We start from the raw sequence: 20,356 nt of genomic DNA, 5'->3' as shown, positions 1-20,356 counted from the left end.
GCATGACCACAGCCTTCAATCCCGCGGCCGAACAGTCGCCGACTATCCTCGATACCGGCCTGCATGCACTGGCCTGGGCCGCCCGACGGTTTGACCTGAGCATCAGCGTGGCGCAACTGAACCACCGCCTGGGGCGGGTCGAGGGCCTGGCCGACAGCCTCGACCTGCGGCGCTGCGCCGGCTGGATCGGCCTGCGGGCGCGGGCGCTGCAAAGCCAGGTGCAGCGTTTGCAGCACCTGCCGTTGCCGGCCCTGCTGGAAACCTCCCAGGGCTGGGCGGTGCTGGACGCGGTGGACGGCGACCAGGTGCGGCTGTTCTGGCCGTTGCAGGGGCAGTGCCAGAGCTTGTCTCGCGAGGAACTGGCAGCGCTCTGGCAGGGCCAGGTGCTGCTGCTGGCCGAGCGGCATGTCGAACCCAGGGCGCGCGGTTTCGGCATCGGCTGGTTCCTGCCGTCGATCCTCAAGCATGTGCGGCAGTTTCGCAGCGTGCTGCTGGTGTCGCTGATGCTGCAACTGGTGGCGCTGGTCACGCCGCTGCTGTTCGAGAACATCATCGACCGGGTCCTGGTCAGCCGCGGCCTGTCCAGCCTGCAGGTGCTGGGCATCGCCATGCTGGCGTTGGCGCTGTTCGAGCCCTTGTTCGGCCTGCTGCGTTCCTGGCTGTTCAGCAACGTGGCGAGCAGGATCAACGCCGAGTTGTCCGCGCGCCTGTACCAGCACCTGATCCAGCTGCCGCTGGGCTATTTCCAGGGGCGGCAGACCGGCGAGATCATCGCCCGGGTCGGCGAGATGCAGCAGATCCGCCAGTTCCTCACCGGCTCGGCCCTGACCCTGGTGCTGGACCTGGCCTTCTGCGGGCTGTTCATCGCCGTGATGTATGCCTACGCGCCGCTGCTGACCTGGGTGGTGGTCGGCTCCCTGGCCTTGTACTTCCTGTTCTGGCTGTGCGTGGGGCCCTTGCTGCGCAGCCGGGCCTTGCGCGAATACGAGTTGAACGCGACCAACACCGCCTTTCTCACCGAGGCCGTGACCGGCATCGAGACCATCAAGACCGGGGCCATCGAAAGCGGCTTCCAGCAGCAGTGGCAACGCCAGCTGGCGGCCTATGTGCGCGCGGCGTTCCACACCCGCATCGTCGGCATCTGGGCCGGCCAAGGCATCGGCGTGATCCAGAAACTCACCGCGGCGCTGTTGCTGTGGTGGGGGGTGATGCTGGTGCTGGACGGCCAGCTGAGCCCCGGCCAACTGGTGGCCTTCAACATGCTGGCCGGCCATGTGGTGGAGCCGATCCTGCGCCTGGCCCAGGTCTGGCAGGACTTCCAGCACACCCTGATTTCCCTGCGGCGCCTGGGCGACATTCTCGACACCGAGTGCGAAAGCGGCAGCGGCGGCCTGGCTTCGGTGCCGGCGTTGCAGGGCGGGGTGAGTTTCCAGGGTGTGCGCTTTCGCTATGAGGAGGACGGCCAGGAGGTCCTGCGCAGCCTCGACCTGGAGATCCGGCCGGGGGAATTCGTCGGCATCACCGGGCCTTCCGGCTCCGGCAAATCGACCCTGACCCGCCTGTTGCAGCGCCTCTATGTGCCCCAGCACGGCCGGGTGCTGGTGGACGGCATCGACCTGGCCATTGCCGACCCGGTGGCCCTGCGCCGCAACATGAGCGTGGTGCTGCAGGAAAGCGTGCTGTTTGCCGGCAGCGTGGCCGAGAACATCCGCCTGTGCCGGCCCCAGGCCAGCGATGCCGAAGTGCAGCATGCGGCCAGCCTGGCGGGAGCGGCGGCCTTTATCGAAGCCCTGGCCCAGGGCTACGAGACCCAGGTCGGCGAGCGCGGCGGCCAGCTTTCCGGTGGCCAGCGCCAGCGCATCGCCCTGGCCCGGGCGCTGCTGAGCAACCCCGGGATCCTGCTCCTGGACGAGGCCACCAGCGCCCTGGACTACGAGTCGGAAGCGGCGGTGATGGCCAACCTGCAGGGCATCGCCCAGGGCCGCACGGTGATCAGCGTGGCCCATCGCCTCAATACCCTGCGCCACGCCGACCGGATCCTGGTCATCGATCAGGGCCGGGTGCTCGAACAGGGCACCCACGAACAACTGCTCGCCCTGGACGGGCTGTATGCCCGGCAGTGGGCCTTGCAAATGAAGGATTGAACCCACTGACGGCAGGAGTACGCACGAACCAGGCATGCCTCCCCACCCCGGATATTCATAGCGACAGGCAGCCTTTCGCGACACGAAGGGCTTCGCTCAAAACAGACAAAGGATCACTGCAATGGCTTCCATGTCCAAGGACTTCACGCGCCTGCTCAATACCCTGATCGATCAACAGGTCAAGGCGGCAGGCAGGCAAACCGAATGGTTCAACATGAGCGCCGACGAGCGCGCCGCGTACATCGCCCAGGTCGGCGAGCGCCTGCTGGAAATGCAGCAGAGCACCCTGAGCGTGCTGGCCGCCCAGCACTATCAGATGCAGGACAACCCGGTCTCGGTCGGCGACCAGTTGCAGACCCTGCAACAACGCCGCAAACAGATGAACGCCATTCCCGACACCCCGGCCACCAGCGCCTACAAGCTGCAACTGGACCGCGACATCCAGTTGTACAGCCGTCAGCAGACGGCGATCACCCACTATGACAGCACCTGGAACAAGGCCCTGGGCATGCTCAGCCCCGGTGGCGCCAAGCAGCTGGACATCAAGGGCCTGAAGGCCGATGCGCTGGCCAAGCAGGACAAGCTCAACGGGCGGATCAAGCGCCTGGAGCAGCAGTTGACCATCCAGGTGGCCGACTCCACCTTCAGCCAGGCCTACGTGACACTGTTCTCCGAACTGCAGGCCTACAAGGACGTCAGCGCCCGCTACAACACCTTGCTCAAGGCCACGCCCGAGCAGCAGGCCGCGAGCCTCGGCGCGCTGGCCAAGGCGCCCCGGGCCTCCGACGATCTGCCGGTGAATATTTCCCTGCTGATGATGGAAGAGCGCCCCGGCTATATCCGCATGAACGTGGCGCTGGTCAATGCCAGCACCGATGGGCGTTTCAAGGACTTCTTCCTGGAGAACGGCAGGCTGGTGGTGCCCACCGACGGGGTGCTGAACTTCTCCTTCGGCACCGCGGCCCGCTCCCTGGCCTGGCAGCAACAGTACCGGCTGAAGAACGAGCCGCCGTCCTTCCGCTCGCCGACCTACGCGCCGATTCGCTCGGTGCTGGTCAAGACGTCCTTTGTCGAGCAGTACTTCGCCAACCACCTGGTGTCGGAAAGCTCCTTGCGCGAAGGCTTCAAGGCCCAGGTGCTGGGCAACGGCCACAAGCTGCTGTTGACCAGCGTCGATCGCAAGGTGCCGAACCAGGTCGGCATCCAGGTTTCCGGCCAGTCGCCCAGCACCACCGTCACCCGCGAAGTGCCCCTGGCGGGCGCCTTGAGCGATCTGATCAACCAGAACGCGGACATCGCCAGCTTCCAGACCATCGGCCTGGAAGGTTTTCGCCAGAACAGCTATCACCCCGACCGTGACGGCGTCTTCGTCAATATCCACGAGCTCGAACGCTCGGTGGGCCTTGCCGAGCGCCAGTACCTGCTGGAAATGCCTCAGGGTGGCGAGTACCGCGCTGCGACGCCTTTTGCGCTGATGACCGTCGACGGCGACAAGGTCAGCAGCAGCCACCTGAGCAAGGCACAGACCGACGCCCTGTATCAATACAACGCGGCGTTTTTCGACAAGCTGGAGCAGCTGCGCGACGGTGGCATCAAGGCCAGCCGCCTGTTCGAAGGCAGCCGCGAACGTACGGCCTTCACGCAGCAGCTGACCCGCTTGCTCGAACGCAACCACATCACCCCGGCCGGGGTGCTGATGCCGGAACACAGCCGCGCCAGCCTGCGCGATATCAAGGGCAACAACCTGAACAAGGTGCTCTGGGAGCAGGCCTTCGCCGCGTCGGTCTGGCAGAGCCGCGACAACGACGCGCTGCTGTTCGGCCTGGCCGACAAGCTGGTGAACAACCAGGCGGTGGCCAAGGTCCTGCAAGGCGGTTATGTGCAGAGCGACATTGCCCAGGCCAAGTTGCTGCTGGCCCCGCTGTACGAGTCATGGCGGGCCCGGGCGATCGACGCGGAAACCCAACGGGTCGCCGCGGCCAACGCGGCGCAGCATCCTGGCAACCCGAAAGTGCATGTCTTCGATCAGGTGGCGGTCGAGCGTTCCCTGGACAGTAAGTTGTTGACCCTGTTGTTGCGCGGCCCCGAGGGGCTGGAACCGGCCGATGGCGCACTGCGCCCGAGCGTCGAGGCGGCGTTGTCCAGTGACCAAGGCCGCAGCCTGCGCAAGCAGGCGCTGTTCCATGCCCTGCGCCCGGTGGCCGACAGCTTTTCCAAGGCCGCGGTGCCGGTCAATGCCCATGCCGCGCTGGCGCCGCAGAGTGGCGCCGACAAGGTCATGATCAACAACCGGCTGAATCAGCCCGACCCCTACCTGATCCTCAATACCCACCCGGAGCAGGCCCAGGCCGATGCCACGTTCCTGATCGCGGACGACAAGTACCGCAGCTACAGCCAGTTCCGCCCCGACCCGGGCAATGCCGCCACCCGCTATATGAACGACCTGGACACGCCCTTCGTGGGCGGCATTTCCGGGACCACCCAGACCGTCAGCAATGCCTTGCCGGAGTTGTTCGGTAGTGCACCGAGCGTCAAGCAGTACTGGCAGTTCCAGATGGCCAACGCGGCCTTCATGATCCGCAACGGCTACCACTCGTTCTTCGAGACCCTGTATGTCGCCGCCCGTTATGAACCCCAGGGGCCGGGCAGCATCGGCCAGGACCTGCTGCAGATGTTCGACCGCTACCGCGCCGAAGGCAGCAGGGAGGCGTTGCACGGCGAGCTGTATGACGGGGTGATGGCCCGCGTGCTGCCCATCGTCAATGAAGGCTTGCCGGTGGCCGAGGAGTTCCATCCGCCGCGTTTCACCAGCGTTGGCCCGCTGCCCGCGCTGCTGGGGCAGGCGGCGAAGGACCTGCAGCTCAAGACCGGGCTGGCCTCGTTGGGAGCCGGGTTCGAGCCGCGCCAGGGCAGCGCCGACATTCGTCAGTTCGCCGCCGACCCTGTGCAGTTCGCCAAGACCCATACCCTCAGTGCCGAGGCCCTGGTCAAGTCGGGACGCTTGCCGGCCCAGGGCAACGTGCAGTTGGTCAAGGTCGCGCCGAACCTGTACGAGCTCGAATACACCGAGCACAGCGCCAATGACATTGCCGGCAGCGGCGTCGACAGCGTGCCGGCGTACTTTCTCGGCTACAACGGGCCGAACCAGGCCAATGCCGCGCCAGCCTATGTGGACATTCCCAAGCACGCGGCCGCGGGCAGCTTCCTCTTCACCGGCACCTTGTCGGGCTGCTCGCTGGTGGTGACCAGCCTGGACGCCAATACCTTCCGGGTCTACCACGACGGCCGGGTCAACAGCTCGCTGCTGTACGACAACGTGGTGATGGCGGTCGACTACAAGGACTATCAGGTCGCCGGCACCGCCGAGGGCCTGGCCGCGGCCTACATGCAGTACGTCGACGGCCAGTGGCAGCTGGTGTTCCAGCGCCAGGAGTACCAGCGCGACGGCCAGATGGTCTGGCCGAAGCTGCGCGACGGCGCGCAACCCCTGCAGATCCAGAACGCCGACCCTCAGGTGGTGGAACGCAACCGGGCCGAGTTCGCCGCCTACCGCGAGCAGGTGCACCAGAACCTGAAGAAAGTCGCGACCCAGTTCGGCGTGTCGGTCGACGGGGTGGCCGACGGTGTCTACCGCGATGGCGCCTTTTCTCCCGAGCATCCGGCGATCGCCGCCTGGAACCAGCTGCGCGAAGCGGTCCAGGCCAAGGTCAACGCCGACATCCAACAGCTGGCCGACAAGCGCTACCAACTCCAGCAAGACCGGCGCGGGGCCAGCGACAAGGGCCTGATCGACCAGCAGATCAAGCAGCTCAACCTCACCCAGGACTACTACCGGGCGCAGTACGACCCGGTGTTGCGCGAAGCCGGCTCGGTGGAAAAGACCTGGCTCTGGCAGCAGATCAAGGCCAAGGACGGCACCACCGCGGTGGTGCGCACCGACGATACGGCGATCCAGGGCGCAGGCGAGGAGCGCGCCAGCAGCGTCGGCGAGCGTTATGCGATTGCCGAGGCCTATCAGCGCGGCGCGCGGGGCACGGCGTTCAGCGACGGCTTGCGGGATTTTCGCGAGATCAAGATTCCCGGGGTGGACGACCGGATGTCGGCCCTGAAGATGAAGCAGCTGTTTCTCGACGGCACCCTCACGCCCCGCGAGCGTGGCGCCCTGAGCGGGCGCATCACGGAAACCGCCCAGGCCGAGTACATCGACAAGGTGCTGCGCCAGACCGCGGTGTTCAGTGAAGACTTCCACAAGGCCGGCAGTGTCTTCGACCGGCTGGCGCCGCAGGACTTCTACCTGTCGCTGGTGGGCGACCGCTCCGGCGGCCGTTGCTACCCCCTGGTCCGGGCGATGGCCGTGGCCCTGGCCAGCGGTGGCGAGGCGGGCGTCAACAGCCTGGTACAGAAGCTGTTCCTGGCCTCCGCCGACCCTCAGGCGGGCAGCTCGACGCTGCTCAAGAACAGCCTGATCCGCCTGCATTCCAATGTCGAAGCGGTCCAGGCTTCCAGGGAGCTGGGGCAGGTCAAATTGTCCGAGGTGGTGTCGCGGCTGGCCGCCGGCAGCGGCACCTCGATGTTCGCCCTCAATACCCAGAACCACTCGATGATGGTGGGCAGCACGCAGACCGCCGAAGGCCGTCGCTACTACTTCTATGACCCGAACGTGGGGATCTTCGCCTTCGACTCCAGCAAGGGCTTGGCCAAGGCCATGCAGCAGCACCTGGTGACGCGCAACCTGGCCGCGCACTATGGCTCGTTCGGCACCAAGTCGCTGCCGGCGTTCAACCTGATCGAGATCGACACCGGCAAGATGGCCGAGGTGCCGGTGGGCAACGGGCTGAATGTGGCCGATCTGTCGCGGCCCGAGGAACTGGCCGGAGTCATCGGCCAGCGCCGCCAGGTCGAGCAGGCGGTGGACGCCCGGCAGCGCGTCAGCGAAGACCTGCGCCTGGGGGCGGCGTTGACCACCTTCGACGCCGAGCAGTGGGGCGCGCGCTTCGAAGTCGCCAGCACCCGGCTGGCCCGGGAGCACCAGTTGGGCAGCCAATGGATACCGATCATTGCCAACATCGAGGCACAGCAGGAGGGCGGCTATCGGGTCCAGTTCATCAACCGTGACCAGCCCGAGCAGACCCGCTGGCTGGCCACCGACGATGGCACCTTTGTCGAGTTCCGGCGTTTCGTCGACGAGCACATGCGGGTGTTCAACCAGCACTTCACCCTGGAGCACGGACAGATACGGCCGCGTGCCGGCGTTAGCGAAGCATCGCCGGTGGATGGCTTGAACGCCGGCTTCGCGGTGCAGACGCTGATCCAGTGGTTCGCCGACAAGAACCGCAAGGACACAGCCCAGGGCACGGTTTCGCCGGACCTGGCCACCGCGCTGAAGATCCACAGCTACCTGGGCCTGGCGCAGATCGGCCATGGCACCTTGCAGGACGTGGCCAAGGTCACCGAACTGGTGCAAACCGCGTTGCGCGGCGAAGCCATGGCCGCCGAAACCTCGCTCAAGGACTTTGCCTCGACCCTGGGCCACACCGTCAACGAAGGCGCGGGCGTGCTGTTTGGCGGGGCCATGGTCGGCCTCGATGCCTATGAACTGGCCCATGCCGAGAACGATGTGCAGAAGGCGGTGTTCGGCACCCAGCTGGCCTTCGATTCGGCCAGTTTCGTCACCGGCGCAGCCGGAGTCGGCGCCGGACTGCTCGGTGCCTCGACGGCGGCCGCGGTGCTCGGCGGCGCGGGGGTGATCCTCGGCGGCCTGGCGGTGGGCTTCACCGCGCTGGCCCAGGCCTTTGGCGCGGTAGCCGAAGACGCCAAGGCGGTCGGGCGCTATTTCGATACGCTCGACAAGGCCTACAAAGGCAACGGCTACCGTTATGACGCGGACAAGAAAGTGCTGGTGCCGCTGGCCGGCGCGGTGGTCAAGCGCCTGGACCTGCGCAACAACCAGATCGGCTTCGACAGCCAGTACATTTACCGCACCCATCACGGCTCCACCGGTTCCGGGGCGATCAACTACTTCTTCTGGGCCGGGGATTTCCCGCGGATGATCCACGACCGTGGCCAGGCGATCGAGGTGCGCAGCGGCATCGGCTACAAGGACGCCACGCGCACGCTGGAGCATGGCGACAGCACGGCGGTGATCCTGCCGGGCACGCCCAAGTCCTACATCAGCTACGAGTACATGATCCTGCCGGGGTCCACCACCCGGCATGACACCGGCTTCGACGTGATCCGCCGGCTCGAGGAGGACCGGCGCTTCGACTACGACTTCTACATTTTCCCGAGCGAGGAGACGATCCGGCGGATTCGCCAGGAATACGTCGAGACCCCGATCGAGGTGCTGCTCGACTCGCGCGACCGGCAACTGGTGATACCCGAGCTACCCAAGGAGTTGCACGGCTATCTGAACTACCAGATCAAGGGTGCGGGCGGGCGTTATCTGGTGGGCCTCAATGAAGGCACCCGGGTCGATCTCGCCAGCGAGTCCGGCACGCCGTCACGCTGGATCATCGACAGCAGCCAGTTGGCGAGCGAGAGCATCAGCGTGTCCAAGGACCAGCTGGTGGTCGGCGGCGTGGTGGTCAAGCTCGACCCGGCGCACAACGGCCAGGTGCTGGTGGTCAACGCCAAGGGCGAGGTGCGTGAAGTCGATTTCGCCGGCATGAGCGCCCGGGTGGTGGAGGAAGACGCGAGCAAATGGCAGCTGCCTGGCCAGCGTATCGAACAGCACCTGAGCGAGCTGGCCAAGGCCCACCAACTGCATGGTCAGTATGTGGTCGTCGATAACTACAGCCATGAAGGGCGTAATGTCGGCCGGGCGTTCTACGACGTCGTCAACGACCGCATGCTGTTCACCGACACCCAGGTGGAACAGGCCAGGAACGCCCAGTTGGGGGCGGTCATCGGCGAGCACGCCTACTTCGTCGACGCCGAGAACGCCGCGGCGTGGCGGGTCGAGATTGCCACCGGCAAGGTCGACGCGCAGTTCGCCCCGTCGTTCAACCAGAGCGCGGGCCGGATCAGCCGGTTCTGGCAGGAGGGCGAGGCGGTCTACCTGGCCCGTCGTTATCAGCTCAAGGAGCGCGAGGCTGAGTTGAACTTCCGCATCACCGGTGACCGGATGGAGCTGGTCGGGGTGGTCGGCGATGACGCATTGCTGCAACTGTCGGCCCGCACCGACCAGCATGGCGATGCGCTCAAGGCCCTGCTCCAGGGCTACCAGAGCCAGGTCACGCAGCGGGCCACCCCGGTGTACAGCCTGGGCGCGCCGATGATGGAGCCGAGCGCCGCGGCGCTGGTGACGGTGTTTGGCCTGGATAACGCGAAAGTCGCGCACCGCTACTGGGTGCGCACCAGCGACGGCACGGTGATCAAGCCGAACCTGGCGCCCCCGGCGGGTCAGCAGCCGCCGCTGGATGCCCAGGGCAAGCCCCAGAGCGCCTGGCCGATTCCGGCGGACCTGGTGTTCGCCGGCAGCATGCCGCAGCCGGCTGGCCAGGAGGTGTTTTTCTTCTACAGCCAGAAGCAGAAGGTGCTGTTCCGCCAGGAAGGGCCGGGGCAGAAGGTGCTCGACGGCAGCCAGCCGAGCGCCTTGCGCCTGGCCACGCCGACCCTGGCCAATGTGCTCGAACTCAACGGCCATCTGCTGGCCGTGACCGAGGATGGGCTGGTCGCGCGGATCGAGGCGACAGGGCGCCTGAATTATGAAGCGGTCAACGAGCATTGGCTCAAGGGCCGCAGCACCTGGTGGCAGGACCTGGCCAGTGTCAACGGCGGCAGCGCCACCCTGGCGGTATTCGGGGCCAAGGCCGCCGACGGCAAGAGTGCGCTGCCGGTGTGGTACCACAACGGCCAGGTGGTCGTGGCGGCGTCCTCGCTGCAAGGCAAGCCGCTGCAATTTCTCGGCTTCGACAGCGCCAGCTCCAGCGCGCGGCTGTTCGAGCCCGAGAGCGGCAAGCTCTACCTCCAGGCACCGCTGACGTCCGAGGCGTTGGCCGCTGCGTTCGGCGGCGACGAGGTGCTTGAGGCCTCGGCGCAATTGCCCGCCGCCACGCTGCCGATGCCCGAGGCGCAACTGCGCTCGGCGGTCCAGGTGGATGCCGGGCTGCGGTTGACGACGGTGCAGGGCGAAATCCTGCTGCGCGCCAACAACGGCGATGTGCAACTGGTGGCGCTCGACAAGGGCTGGCAGCAGCAACATCTGGGTAATCTGCCCCAGGCGCTGGCGCAAGTGGCTGGCCAGTGGCGAGCCAAAGGCGTGCTGACCTTGCAAGGCGCCGAGAGCCAGGGCTGGTTCGATGTCGCCAGCGGGCGGATGTTCGCCAGCACGGGCATTCCCGCCGCAAGCGACCTGCGTTTTATCGGGGTGGCCGCCGAATCGCAGCGCTCGGCCTACGTCTACAGCCCGACGGAACAGGCGCTGTACAAGGTCAAGGAAGGGGCTGCGCAGAAGCTCGGTCACTACGCCAATGTCGAGCGTATCGGCTCGTCGTTGCTGCTGCAGGGCGGCGGCGGTCGTCAGGACGAGCTGGCGCCGCCGCTGATCGCCGGGGTCGACAGCGTGGTGCTGCATGGCGGCGGTGCCAACGACACCTACCGCTTCAGCCCGGCGATGTGGGCGCATTACCGCACGGTGGTGATCGACAACGATGACCCGGGCCAGGCCCTGGACCGCCTGGTCCTGCCGGTGGCCGATGGCAAGAACATCCTCGTCAGCCGTCGGGGCGAGGATGTGCTGCTGACCGACGCCGGCTCTGGCACGGCCCTGGTGCTGCGCCAGGTGTTGGGCAGTGAGGCCGCGGCGCACCGGCATCTGCAGATCGAGCTGCAAGGCGACTCATCGGTGATCAGTGTCGATCATCTGGTGAAGGGCTTTGCCCAGGCGGGATCGGCCAAGGACGGGTTGTTCGAGCTGTCCTCGCGCGAGCGCCAGGCCGTGCCGATGGCGAACGACATCGCCTCGGTGACGGAGGCCGAAGGGCCCAGCCTGGCCAAACTGAGCGGGGCCATGGCGGCCTTCGCCGACACCGGCGGGGCGCGTGAGCACCTGCCGCAAAACCGTCAGGCCGCCCAGGCGGTGCTGGTGCCTTCACTGACCTGACCACGCGGGAGCAACCACAGGAGGGGCGCCAAGCCTCTCCTGTCTCCTGGCCCACCTTGTTTGGAAACAGAAACAGACCATGACCAACCCCATGATTTCGCGGCAGCGAGCCCTTGCCGGCTGGCTGCCCGTCCTGCTATCGCTGGCCGCGTTGCCGGCGGCCTCCCTGGCGGTGGCCGCCGAACAGCCGCGCCAGGCCATGCCCAGCGACCTGTGGCGGGTGTACCTGGATGCCCAGCACAACAACAGCGAGCTGGCGGCGGCCCGTGCCGACCAGGCCGCCCGCGCCGAGGCGGTGCCCCAGGCCCGGGCCGGGCTGCTGCCCACGCTGTCGGCCAGCGCCGAGCTGAATGGCACCAGCACTTCCCTGCAACAGCCACGGCAGGACACCCGGCGCAGCGGCACCAGCTACCAGGCGGTGCTGAACCAGCCGATCTTCCGAGCCGATCGCTGGTTCAGCCTCAAGGCCGCCGAAGCCGAGGACCAGCAGGCCCGGCTGGAGCTGGCGGCAGCCGAACAGAAACTGATGCTCGACAGCGCCCAGGCCTATTTCGGCCTGCTCAAGGCCCAGGACGCCCTGGCGGCGGCCAAGGCGGAAGAGGCGGCGCTCAAGCGCCAGCTGGAACTGGCCGAGAAGGGCTTGCAGCTGGGCCTGTCGGACCGTACCGATGTGCTCCAGGCCGAGGCCGGGCATGACACCGCGCGGGCCAACCGGATCGTCGCGCAGAAGCGCACCGACGATGCCTTCGAGGCCCTGGACACCCTGACGCACCAGCAATACGCGGCGATCCAGGGCGTGCGGCACGACATGCCGATCTTGTTGCCCGAGCCCAACGATGCCCGGCGCTGGGTCGATACCGCGGTGCGCCAGAACCTGACCCTGCTGGCCAGCCAGCAAGCCCTGGATGCGACGCAGCAGATCCTGAGCGCGCGCAAGGCCGGGCACGCGCCGACCCTCGACGCGGTGCTGCGTTACCAGACCGGCGACAACGACAACCTGGGGTATGGCAACAGCGATATCCGTGGCAGCGGCTACGGCGGCAATGTCGAGCAGCGTTCCGTTGGCCTGCAGTTGAACATTCCGCTGTTCAGCGGCGGCCAGACCTCTTCCCAGGTGCGCGAGGCCCACCAGCGGATGAATCAGCGCGAGTACCTCAACGACAACCTGCGGCGCCAGGTGGTGGAGCAGACCCGCAACCTGCATCGCGGCCTCAACAGCGGCGTCGATCAGGTCAAGGCCCGGCGCCAGTCGATCATCTCCAACCAGGGCGCGGTGCTGGCCTCGCAACTGGGCTTCCAGGTCGGCACCCGCAATATCGTCGATGTGCTGGAAGCCCAGCGCCAGTTGTATAACGCCGTGCGCCAGTACAACGACAGCCGTTATGACTACATTCTCGACACCCTGCGGCTCAAGCAGTCGGTGGGAACCTTGTCGCCCCAGGACCTCAAGGCGCTTGGTGATTACCTCAAGGCCGACTACGATCCCGACCGCGATTTCCTGCCGCCGGAGTTTCCACGCCGGCTGGCGGCGCGTTGAGCTGTTTGTCAGGGCACAGGCGTATGCGCACGGGTTTATCAGGTAAAGGGGCGAGGTGTTGCACAGGCTAACCAACTTCTTCGACAGCCACAGACGGTGTTGCTACGCCCTGGGCGTGGTGCTCGCGGTCGGTGCCGCGGTGGCGCTGGGCAACTACTACCGCCTGCAGGTCGAGGACGTCTACCAGGCCAGTATCGAGATGCAGACCCAGGAGTACGCGGCGGATCTGCAGCAGTGGAAGTCCGACGGTTTTGCCATTGGCGCGCTGTCGATCCTGGGGCGCCACAACCCCTCGCTGAAACGGGTGATCCTGGAGCGCGAGCCCTCCGCGGAATTGATGGCGCAGGCGGCGATCCCGTTGAAGACGCTGTCGATGGTGGTGGGCGCCAACCACGCCTTTGTCCTCAACCGCGACGGGGTGGTGGTGGCGGCCCACGATCACCAGGGCCAGGCGCCGCTGGGGCTGAATGTGGCCTTCCGGCCCTACTTCAAGGTGGCGCTCAACGGCGGCAGCAGCGTCTATGGCGCGATCAGCGTCACCACCGGTACCCGCATGTTCTACATGGCGGTCCCGGTCTACGAGTCGCGCACGCGCCAGGATCAGGTGATCGGGGTCCTGGTGGCGCGTTTCGACGGCAAGATGCTCGACACCAGCCTGAGCAAGCAGTATGGCGACGACCTGAAAATGATCCTGTCGCCCAGCGGCGTGGTGCTGGCCGCCAGCACCCCGGATTTTCTGCTCAAGGCCGATCGCGCCTGGTCGCTGCGCGAATTCGGCGGCGAGATCCGCCGCCAGTTCGGCGACTACCCGTTCGCCCACGGGGTGCCCGAACGCTTGCCCTTCGATGCCCATCAGCCGCAGGTCAAGCTGGACGGCCGGCGCTACAGCCTGTCCCGGGCCGATTTCGACTGGAACGATCCCAGCGGTCCCTGGACCCTGGTCACCCTGGGCGACCTGGATACGGTGCTGCCGGCCGAGCAGGTGCTGCTGATCAAGGGCTTGAGCGCCGTGGTGTTCCTGCTGTTGCTGTGGGGCGGCCTGCGGCGCCTGGCCGATGCCCGGCGGCACAAGGCCGACGTGGCGCGGATCGAGCAAAGCGAGCGACGCCTGGACATGGCCCTGCAAAGCGGCGCGCTGGGGCTGTGGGACTGGAACGTCAGCCTGGGAATCGTCATCAACAACGATGTCTGGCTGCGGATCCTCGGCTACAGCAAGGAGGAGTTGGACCAGACCTTCGGCAATGGCCTGGATCGCTTGGCCTGCCTGGTCCATCCCCAGGACCATGAGCCGGTCATGGCCAGGCTCAGGGCGCACCTGAACAACGAAGTCGAGGAGTACCGCGCCGAGTACCGCATGCGCAGCAAAAGCGGGCGCTGGTTGTGGGTGCTGGACATCGGCCGGGTCATGCAGCGCGATGCCCATGGCACGCCGACGCGGGTCACCGGCGTGCTGCAGGACATCACCCAGGCGGTCGAGGTGCAGCAGTCGATCGTCGACAGCCAGACCAAGTTGCAATCGATGATCGCCAACATTCCGGGGGTGGTGTTTCGCAGCCTGCCGGACGCCTCGCGGACCATGGTGTTCGTCAGCGAGGCCATCGAGGGCCTGAGCGGTTTTGCGGCGGCGCATTTCCTCGCCGGGCACAGCTATCGCGACCGGGTCCACCCCGACGACCTGGAGATTTTCGCCGGCTGCCTGGGCAGCGCCAGCTACATGCTCGAATACCGGATCATCACCGCCAGCCAGGAGGTGCGCTGGGTCTACGACAAGGGCCAGACCATTGTCGTGGACGGGGTGCCGCAGTACCTGGACGGGGTGATTTTCGACATCAGCGAGCGCAAGGCGGTGGAAGCCCAGGTCCAGCAATCGCGGCGCGACGCCGAGCTGGCGACCCAGGCCAAGTCGGAGTTTCTCGACAGCATGTCCCATGAAATCCGCACGCCGCTGAACGCGATCATCGGCATGGCCCACCTGGTGCAGGACATGCCCCTGGAGCGGGTGCAGCGCGACTACATCGAGAAGATCGACCGCGCGGCGCGCAACCTGGTGGGCACCATCAATGGCGTGCTCGACCTGTCGAAGATCGAAGCCGGCAAGCTGAGCATGGAGCAGGTCTGCTTCGACCTGCGCGAACTGGTGGACGATGTGTTGCTGCTGGTGCGCCAGCGCGCGGAAGAACAGGCGCTGCAGCTGCGCCTGGACATTCCGGCCCTGCTGCCGCGCAGCTATGTCGGCGATCCGCTGCGCCTGGCCCAGGTGCTGACCAACCTGGTGGACAACTCGATCAAGTTCACCGAGGCCGGCCATGTGTGCATCGGCGTGTGCCTGGTGCGCCAGTGGAACGACAAGGCTCTGCTGTGCTTCAGCGTCACCGACACCGGGGTGGGCATCAGCGACGAGCAGCAGGCGCGGCTGTTCAATGCCTTTGTCCAGGCCGACCTGTCGATCAGCCGGCGTTACGGCGGCAGCGGCCTGGGGCTGACCATCTCGAAAAAAATCGTGCAGATGATGCAGGGCGACATCTGGGTGCACAGCAAGCCGGGGCAGGGCGCAGTGTTCAAATTCACCGTGCAGTTGAACGTGCCGCAACAGCGGCCGCAGGCGTTGCCCGCGGCGAGTTGCAGCGCGCCGGCCACGCCATCGGTGGCGGGTGCGGCGGGGCTGTGCACGGTCAACGACTATGCGCGGTTGCTGGCGGGGACGCGGGTGCTGGTGGTCGAGGACAACCGGCTGAACCAGGATGTGTTGCAGGGGCTGTTGCAGCGCGCCGGGGTCCAGGTGGTGCTGGCCGCCAACGGCGCCGAGGCCTTGCAGCGGTTGCTCGAGGACGGGCGCTTCGACGGGGTGCTGATGGATTGCCAGATGCCGGTCATGGACGGCTACGGCACCACGCGCAAGATCCGCGGTTACCCGCACCTGCGCTCGCTGCCGATCATCGCGGTGACCGCCAGCAGCCAGGCCGATATCCAGGGCCGGGTGCTGGCCGCCGGCATGAGCGACCTGGTGAGCAAGCCGCTGGAGGTCACGGCCTTCTATCGGACCCTGGTGCGCTGGATCAAGCACCTGGAACTGCCACCGGGGGAGATTGCGACAAGCCTGCCCAGCGCCGTCTCGACCCCGGGCTACGAGGGCATCGACTCGGCGCTGGGGCTGGCGGTGGTGAACCAGGACCTGGCGCTGCACCAGAAGCTGCTGGCGGATTTTCGCGATGACCAGCAGCAGGTCATCGAGCGCCTGTGGCTGGCCCACGCCGCCGAGGACTTGCAGGCCATCGGCTTTCTGGCCCACAGCCTGCAGGGGGCGGCCGGCAACATCGGCGCCACCGCGGTCCGGCAGGCCGCCAGGCAACTGGAGGAGCAATGTGTCGGGCAGGCCGACCTGGTGCCCTTGATCCGCCAGCTGGCGCGGTGCCTGGAACCGCTGCTGGCCGGCCTGGTGGGCTTGCCAACGGCGGGTGTCGAGCCTCCGGTCCGGGAGAACCAGGCACTGGGCACTGAGCAGCTGTTAAAACTGGAGCGGCTGGCCAAGCTGCTGCACAACCATAATGCGCAGGCCCTGGCGCTGATCGATGAGCTGTGCGAGCAGAGCCGTAGCGGCGCCCTGCGGGCGATTCAGGAGCGGATCTACCGGCTGGAGTTCCAGCAGGCCTATGCGCTGCTGGTCGAGTTGCGCGCGGCCCAGGGCTAGCGCCCGGCGCGGGTCAGTTCGAGGTAGCGCGCCATCCGGTCCGTGCAGTGCTCCACCAGGCACTGGTGCAGGGCCCGCAGCGACTCGGTGATTTGCGAGCGGTGCGAAACCACCAGGCTCAGCGGCGCGGCGTCGGCCTGCCAGCCGGGGAGCAGGGGCAGCAGGCGCCCGGCGAGCAGGTCCTCGACCACGTTCAACAGCGGCAGGTAGACCACGCCGTGGCCGGCCACCGCCCAGCGCCGCGCGGCATCGCCATCGTCGCAGCAGAAATGCCCCTGTACCCGCACGTCCTCGACCTGGCCCGGCGCATGGAAACGCCAGCGGCTCTCTGGCCGGCCAATGCTGTGGCAGATGATGCACTCGTGCTCGCTCAGCTGTTCCGGCGATTCGGGCGTGCCATGTTCGGCCAGGTAGCCGGGCGCGGCGCAGGCGATGAAGTGGTGCTGCTTGAGCACCGGCAGTTCGACCAGGTCCAGCGCCAGGCTTTTGCCGTAGCGCAGCGCCGCGTCGAAGCGGCCCTTGAGCAGGTCCTCTTCCTTGTCGCTCAGGGCCAGCTTGATATACAGCCGCGGGCGTTCCTGCTTGAGCCGGGCGAGCAGGTCCAGCAGCAGGTTGCGGCCCAGGTCGGAAGACACCGTGAGCTCCAGCATGCCGTCGTCGTGGGTCAACGAGCGCTTGCCGTTGGCCAGGATCTTCAGGGCGTGCTGCGCGCTTTCCAGGTAACGCACGCCTTCGGGTGTGAGTTTCAGGGTGCGTGTGGAGCGGGTGAACAGGCGCACGCCGAGACGGTTTTCCAGGCGCTTGAGCGCCAGGCTGGCGGCGGCCGGGGTGATCGACATGATGCGCGCCGCGGGCGACAGGCCCTGCAGCTCGGCAATCAGCACGAACAGTTCCAGGTCGGCGAGGTTAGGCATGGGCAAGGCTCACTGTCCGTTCACAGGCCGAAAAAGCTCTGTGACGAACTCAGCAAGGCCGCCGAGAGCGACGCCGGGCCGCAGGCGATGCATTGCTCGAACCCCGGCTGTTGAGACATCCGCGCCATGGCCTGAGCGTGCCGGCCGGGAAGGTCGCCGCCGGGTTGCAGCAGGCTCAGGTGGTAGTCCAGCGCCAGGGCGAACAGGCGGGCCGAGAGCGGGAGATCGAGGCTTGCCGGGCTGCGGTCGCCCTGGAGCAGCGCCTCGGCATGGGTGATTTTCCAGGCGAGGTTGAGGATGCGGTCTTCCGGGTCGGCGTGGGCGAGGATCTCCTCGATCAGCACCCGGCTGTGGGCCAGGGCCTGGCCGATGCTGCCGCCGGGCTGGTTGAGGCCCATCAGGGCCAGGCAGGCGGCGCTGCGAAACGCCGCGGGGTCGCTCTGGGTCACGCCGCTGTCGAGCAGGATCGACAGGGTGTCGAGCAGCGCCTCGAGGCGGATCCGTGGGTTGCCGGTCAGCTGCAAGGCCAGGGCGCCGACGAAGCCGTCGCGCATGTCGCTGCCGGCCGAGGGCTCGGCCGCCGGTTGCGGGCTGTGCAGGGGTTTGTCGCGGTAACCCAGTTGTGTCGCCACCCGGGCCAGCACCACCGGCGGCGAAATCGGCTTGGCGATGTAGTCGGCGGCGCCGAGCAGCAGGCCCAGGCGTTCGTCTTCGACGCTGCTGCGCGAGGTCAGGAAAATCACCGGGATGGCCGCGGTCGCCGGGTGGCGCTTGAGTTCGCTGAGCACCTGGAAGCCGTCCATCTCGGGCATCAGGATGTCGAGGATGATCAGGTCGGGGCTGGCGCTGCGGGCCAGGGCCAGGCCACGCTCGCTGTTCTTCGCCAGCAGCACTTCATATTCGCTCGTCAGGGTTTTCGAGAGCACGATCAATGACTGCGGGTCGTCGTCGATCGCCAGGAGGGTATAGGGCTTGGGGGCGTGCTCTGCGGGCATGACGGGGGCGCCTGATCAAGAGAGGGCGGCAGTTTATCTTATTTGATCGGCCGGTCGCGCTGGTGCGTTGCCGCAGGGGTCACGGGTGAAAGGTGTAGCGATCCTTGCCCGTGTGCTTGGACTGGTACAGCGCCTTGTCGGCCTTGAGCAGCGCCTGGTTCAGGCTGTCGTCGTCCTCGACCCGGGCCAGGCCGATGCTGACGGTCACCGGGTATCGGGCCTGGGCTTGGCGCACCACCTGGCACAGGCGTTCGGCCAGTTGCTCGACGTCGTCGCGCCGTACCCCGCCCAGGTAGATGGCGAACTCCTCGCCCCCCAGGCGCGCATAGTCGAAGCCGGCCATGACCGTGCGGATATCCGTGGCCACCCGCTTGAGCACCTCGTCGCCGATGTCGTGGCCGTACAGGTCATTGATTTTCTTGAAGTTGTCGACGTCGATCATCGCCAGGTAGTGGTCATGCTCCCGGGGCTGCGCCGCCAGTTGTTCGCCGGCGCGGGCCATGAACGAGCGGCGGTTGGGGATGCCGGTCAGGCTGTCGTTGTAGGCTTGCTCGAGCAACAGCTTGGACATGATGTAGGTGTGCAGCTTGGCCTGGCGCAGCTTGATGAAGCTGTAGAGGGTCAGGGCGGTGAGGAACAGCGCGTAGATCAGCAGCATGGCGCCCTTGAGTTCCAGCACCGAGGTCTGGGTCATGATGAACGGGTCGAGCACCACCCAGGTCAGCACGAGGGTGGCGAAGAACGACCAGCGCCGCAGGGGCAGCACCGAGGCGCTGTAGAGAATGCTCGAGGCGCCGAGGATCAGCCAGTCGGGGCGCAGGTCCAGCGGCATGCCTTCGATCACCAGGCGGATACCCGCGCCGATGATCAGCACGAAAAGCAGGTTGAGCCACTGGAAGTACCGGGCGTTCTTGATGAAGGCCAGCATGATCGCGTTGATCGCCAGGGCGACCAGGAACGCCATCGAGTACAGGGTGAAGCCCTGCTTGCCGGGGAAGCTGACGATCAGGTTGAACAGCAGCCAGATGCTGATGCTGGCGACGTAGATCAGCAGGCAGAAACCGTGCAGCCGTTCGAAGTCGTACTGGGCGAACTCGGCCTTGAGGGCCGGCGGCGTGGCCTGTTTCAGCACTTGCGCTTCAATGGTCTTGAGCATTACGGGCCTTGGACGTGAACGGGTGGACGGGAGCGATAAGCCTCCTGGCGAGCGCGCGGACTGCGCAGGGCCTCGGGGCTGAATGAAAGCAGTGGGCGTGGGACTTGTCCAACCGCGGCGGGCGCCGGTGTGGGCGTCCTTCAACGTTGTGGTGCGGTTTGTTCAAGGTGGGGCGGCTTGGCGATCAGGTTACGCGCTTGAGGGCGCCGCAGATACGTGATGGCGGCTGTCGGAGCGCGTAAGCGCGCGGAGCATGCCGGTCGACATGCGCAGCAGCAGAGGCCTCGACGAGACCTCTGCGCCTGGGTTTCAGCCAGGCTGACGCTGTTTCAGCGCCGCATCCTGGGCATTGAAAGTACGCGCCGCGGCGGCCACTTCCTTGCGCACGATGGTCTTGCCGATCGGCGCCAGGGCGATGCCCGCCAGCTTCAGGTGCTGGATGCCGAAGGGAATGCCGATGATGGTGATAAAGCACAGCAGCGCCGACATCACATGCCCCAGCGCCAGCCAGATCCCGCCGAACACGAACCACAGCACGTTGCCGATCACCCCCAGGCCGCTGGTGCCGATATCGTCCTTGTTGTTCAGCTCGCGTCGGCTGATGGCTTCCTTGCCGAACGGAAAGAACGAGAAGGCACCGATCACGAAACAGGCCCGGCCCCAAGGGATGCCGACGATGCTGATAAAGGCCAGGATGCCCCACAGCCACCAGCACAGGCCCATGAAAATGCCGCCGAGGATAAACCAGAGAAAATTGCCGATGGCGCTCATGTAAAGCTTCCTTGTTTGAACCGTGAAAGGTATCGCACAGGCCCCGTT

8 protein-coding genes are annotated in these 20,356 nt (G+C 66.5%); 4 read left to right on the top strand and 4 right to left on the bottom strand.

From position 1 onward, the window contains the following. Positions 1-2: 2 nt before the first annotated feature. The 4 genes from CXQ81_RS20520 (at position 3) to CXQ81_RS20505 (ending at position 16,472) form a co-directional block, all read left to right on the top strand. The gene (locus tag CXQ81_RS20520) at positions 3-2,144 is read left to right on the top strand and encodes a type I secretion system permease/ATPase (protein WP_101338387.1); all 2,142 of its coding nucleotides are present in this window, start codon (positions 3-5) and stop codon (positions 2,142-2,144) included. A gap of 121 nt (positions 2,145-2,265) precedes the next feature. Further along, positions 2,266-11,247: a TcdA/TcdB pore-forming domain-containing protein gene (locus tag CXQ81_RS20515; RefSeq protein ID WP_101338386.1), complete on the top strand. Its 8,982-nt coding sequence runs from the start codon at positions 2,266-2,268 to the stop codon at positions 11,245-11,247. A gap of 79 nt (positions 11,248-11,326) precedes the next feature. Beyond that, on the top strand, positions 11,327-12,784 hold the full coding sequence (locus CXQ81_RS20510) for a TolC family outer membrane protein (RefSeq protein ID WP_101338385.1): 1,458 nt from the start codon (positions 11,327-11,329) through the stop codon (positions 12,782-12,784). Positions 12,785-12,902: 118 nt separating this feature from the next. Beyond that, a complete protein-coding gene (locus tag CXQ81_RS20505) occupies positions 12,903-16,472 on the top strand; it encodes a PAS domain-containing protein (RefSeq protein ID WP_101339453.1) in 3,570 nt (1,189 codons plus the stop codon). On the opposite strand, the gene CXQ81_RS20500 is transcribed toward CXQ81_RS20505, so the two are convergent. From CXQ81_RS20500 to CXQ81_RS20485, 4 genes are all read right to left on the bottom strand, one after another. Then, positions 16,469-17,386 carry a LysR family transcriptional regulator gene (locus tag CXQ81_RS20500; protein ID WP_053261728.1) on the bottom strand — a complete coding sequence of 306 codons (918 nt, stop codon included), beginning with the start codon at positions 17,384-17,386 and terminating at the stop codon, positions 16,469-16,471. The two genes, CXQ81_RS20505 and CXQ81_RS20500, sit on opposite strands and share 4 nt — an antisense overlap. 20 nt (positions 17,387-17,406) lie before the next feature. Beyond that, positions 17,407-18,381 (bottom strand): two-component system response regulator, encoded by a 975-nt coding sequence (locus CXQ81_RS20495; RefSeq protein WP_101338384.1) that lies wholly within the window; start codon positions 18,379-18,381, stop codon positions 17,407-17,409. A gap of 79 nt (positions 18,382-18,460) precedes the next feature. After that, positions 18,461-19,537: a diguanylate cyclase gene (locus CXQ81_RS20490; RefSeq protein WP_101338383.1), complete on the bottom strand. Its 1,077-nt coding sequence runs from the start codon at positions 19,535-19,537 to the stop codon at positions 18,461-18,463. 309 nt (positions 19,538-19,846) lie between these two features. Continuing rightward, positions 19,847-20,308 carry a YccF domain-containing protein gene (locus CXQ81_RS20485; RefSeq protein ID WP_009044436.1) on the bottom strand — a complete coding sequence of 154 codons (462 nt, stop codon included), beginning with the start codon at positions 20,306-20,308 and terminating at the stop codon, positions 19,847-19,849. Positions 20,309-20,356: the final 48 nt, after the last annotated feature.

The sequence above is a fragment of the Pseudomonas sp. 09C 129 genome (genome assembly GCF_002843625.1).
GTDB lineage: Bacteria > Pseudomonadota > Gammaproteobacteria > Pseudomonadales > Pseudomonadaceae > Aquipseudomonas > Aquipseudomonas chlororaphis.
The sequence above is the reverse complement of the archived record's forward strand: the minus strand, read 5'-3'. Positions and strand labels throughout refer to the sequence as shown.

Coding starts and splice junctions, on each gene's coding strand:
- CXQ81_RS20520 (WP_101338387.1), top strand. CDS start 3: ATGACCACAGCCTTCAATCCCGCGGCCGAACAGTCGCCGACTATCCTC.
- CXQ81_RS20515 (WP_101338386.1), top strand. CDS start 2,266: ATGGCTTCCATGTCCAAGGACTTCACGCGCCTGCTCAATACCCTGATC.
- CXQ81_RS20510 (WP_101338385.1), top strand. CDS start 11,327: ATGACCAACCCCATGATTTCGCGGCAGCGAGCCCTTGCCGGCTGGCTG.
- CXQ81_RS20500 (WP_053261728.1), bottom strand. CDS start 17,386: ATGCCTAACCTCGCCGACCTGGAACTGTTCGTGCTGATTGCCGAGCTG.
- CXQ81_RS20495 (WP_101338384.1), bottom strand. CDS start 18,381: ATGCCCGCAGAGCACGCCCCCAAGCCCTATACCCTCCTGGCGATCGAC.
- CXQ81_RS20490 (WP_101338383.1), bottom strand. CDS start 19,537: ATGCTCAAGACCATTGAAGCGCAAGTGCTGAAACAGGCCACGCCGCCG.
- CXQ81_RS20485 (WP_009044436.1), bottom strand. CDS start 20,308: ATGAGCGCCATCGGCAATTTTCTCTGGTTTATCCTCGGCGGCATTTTC.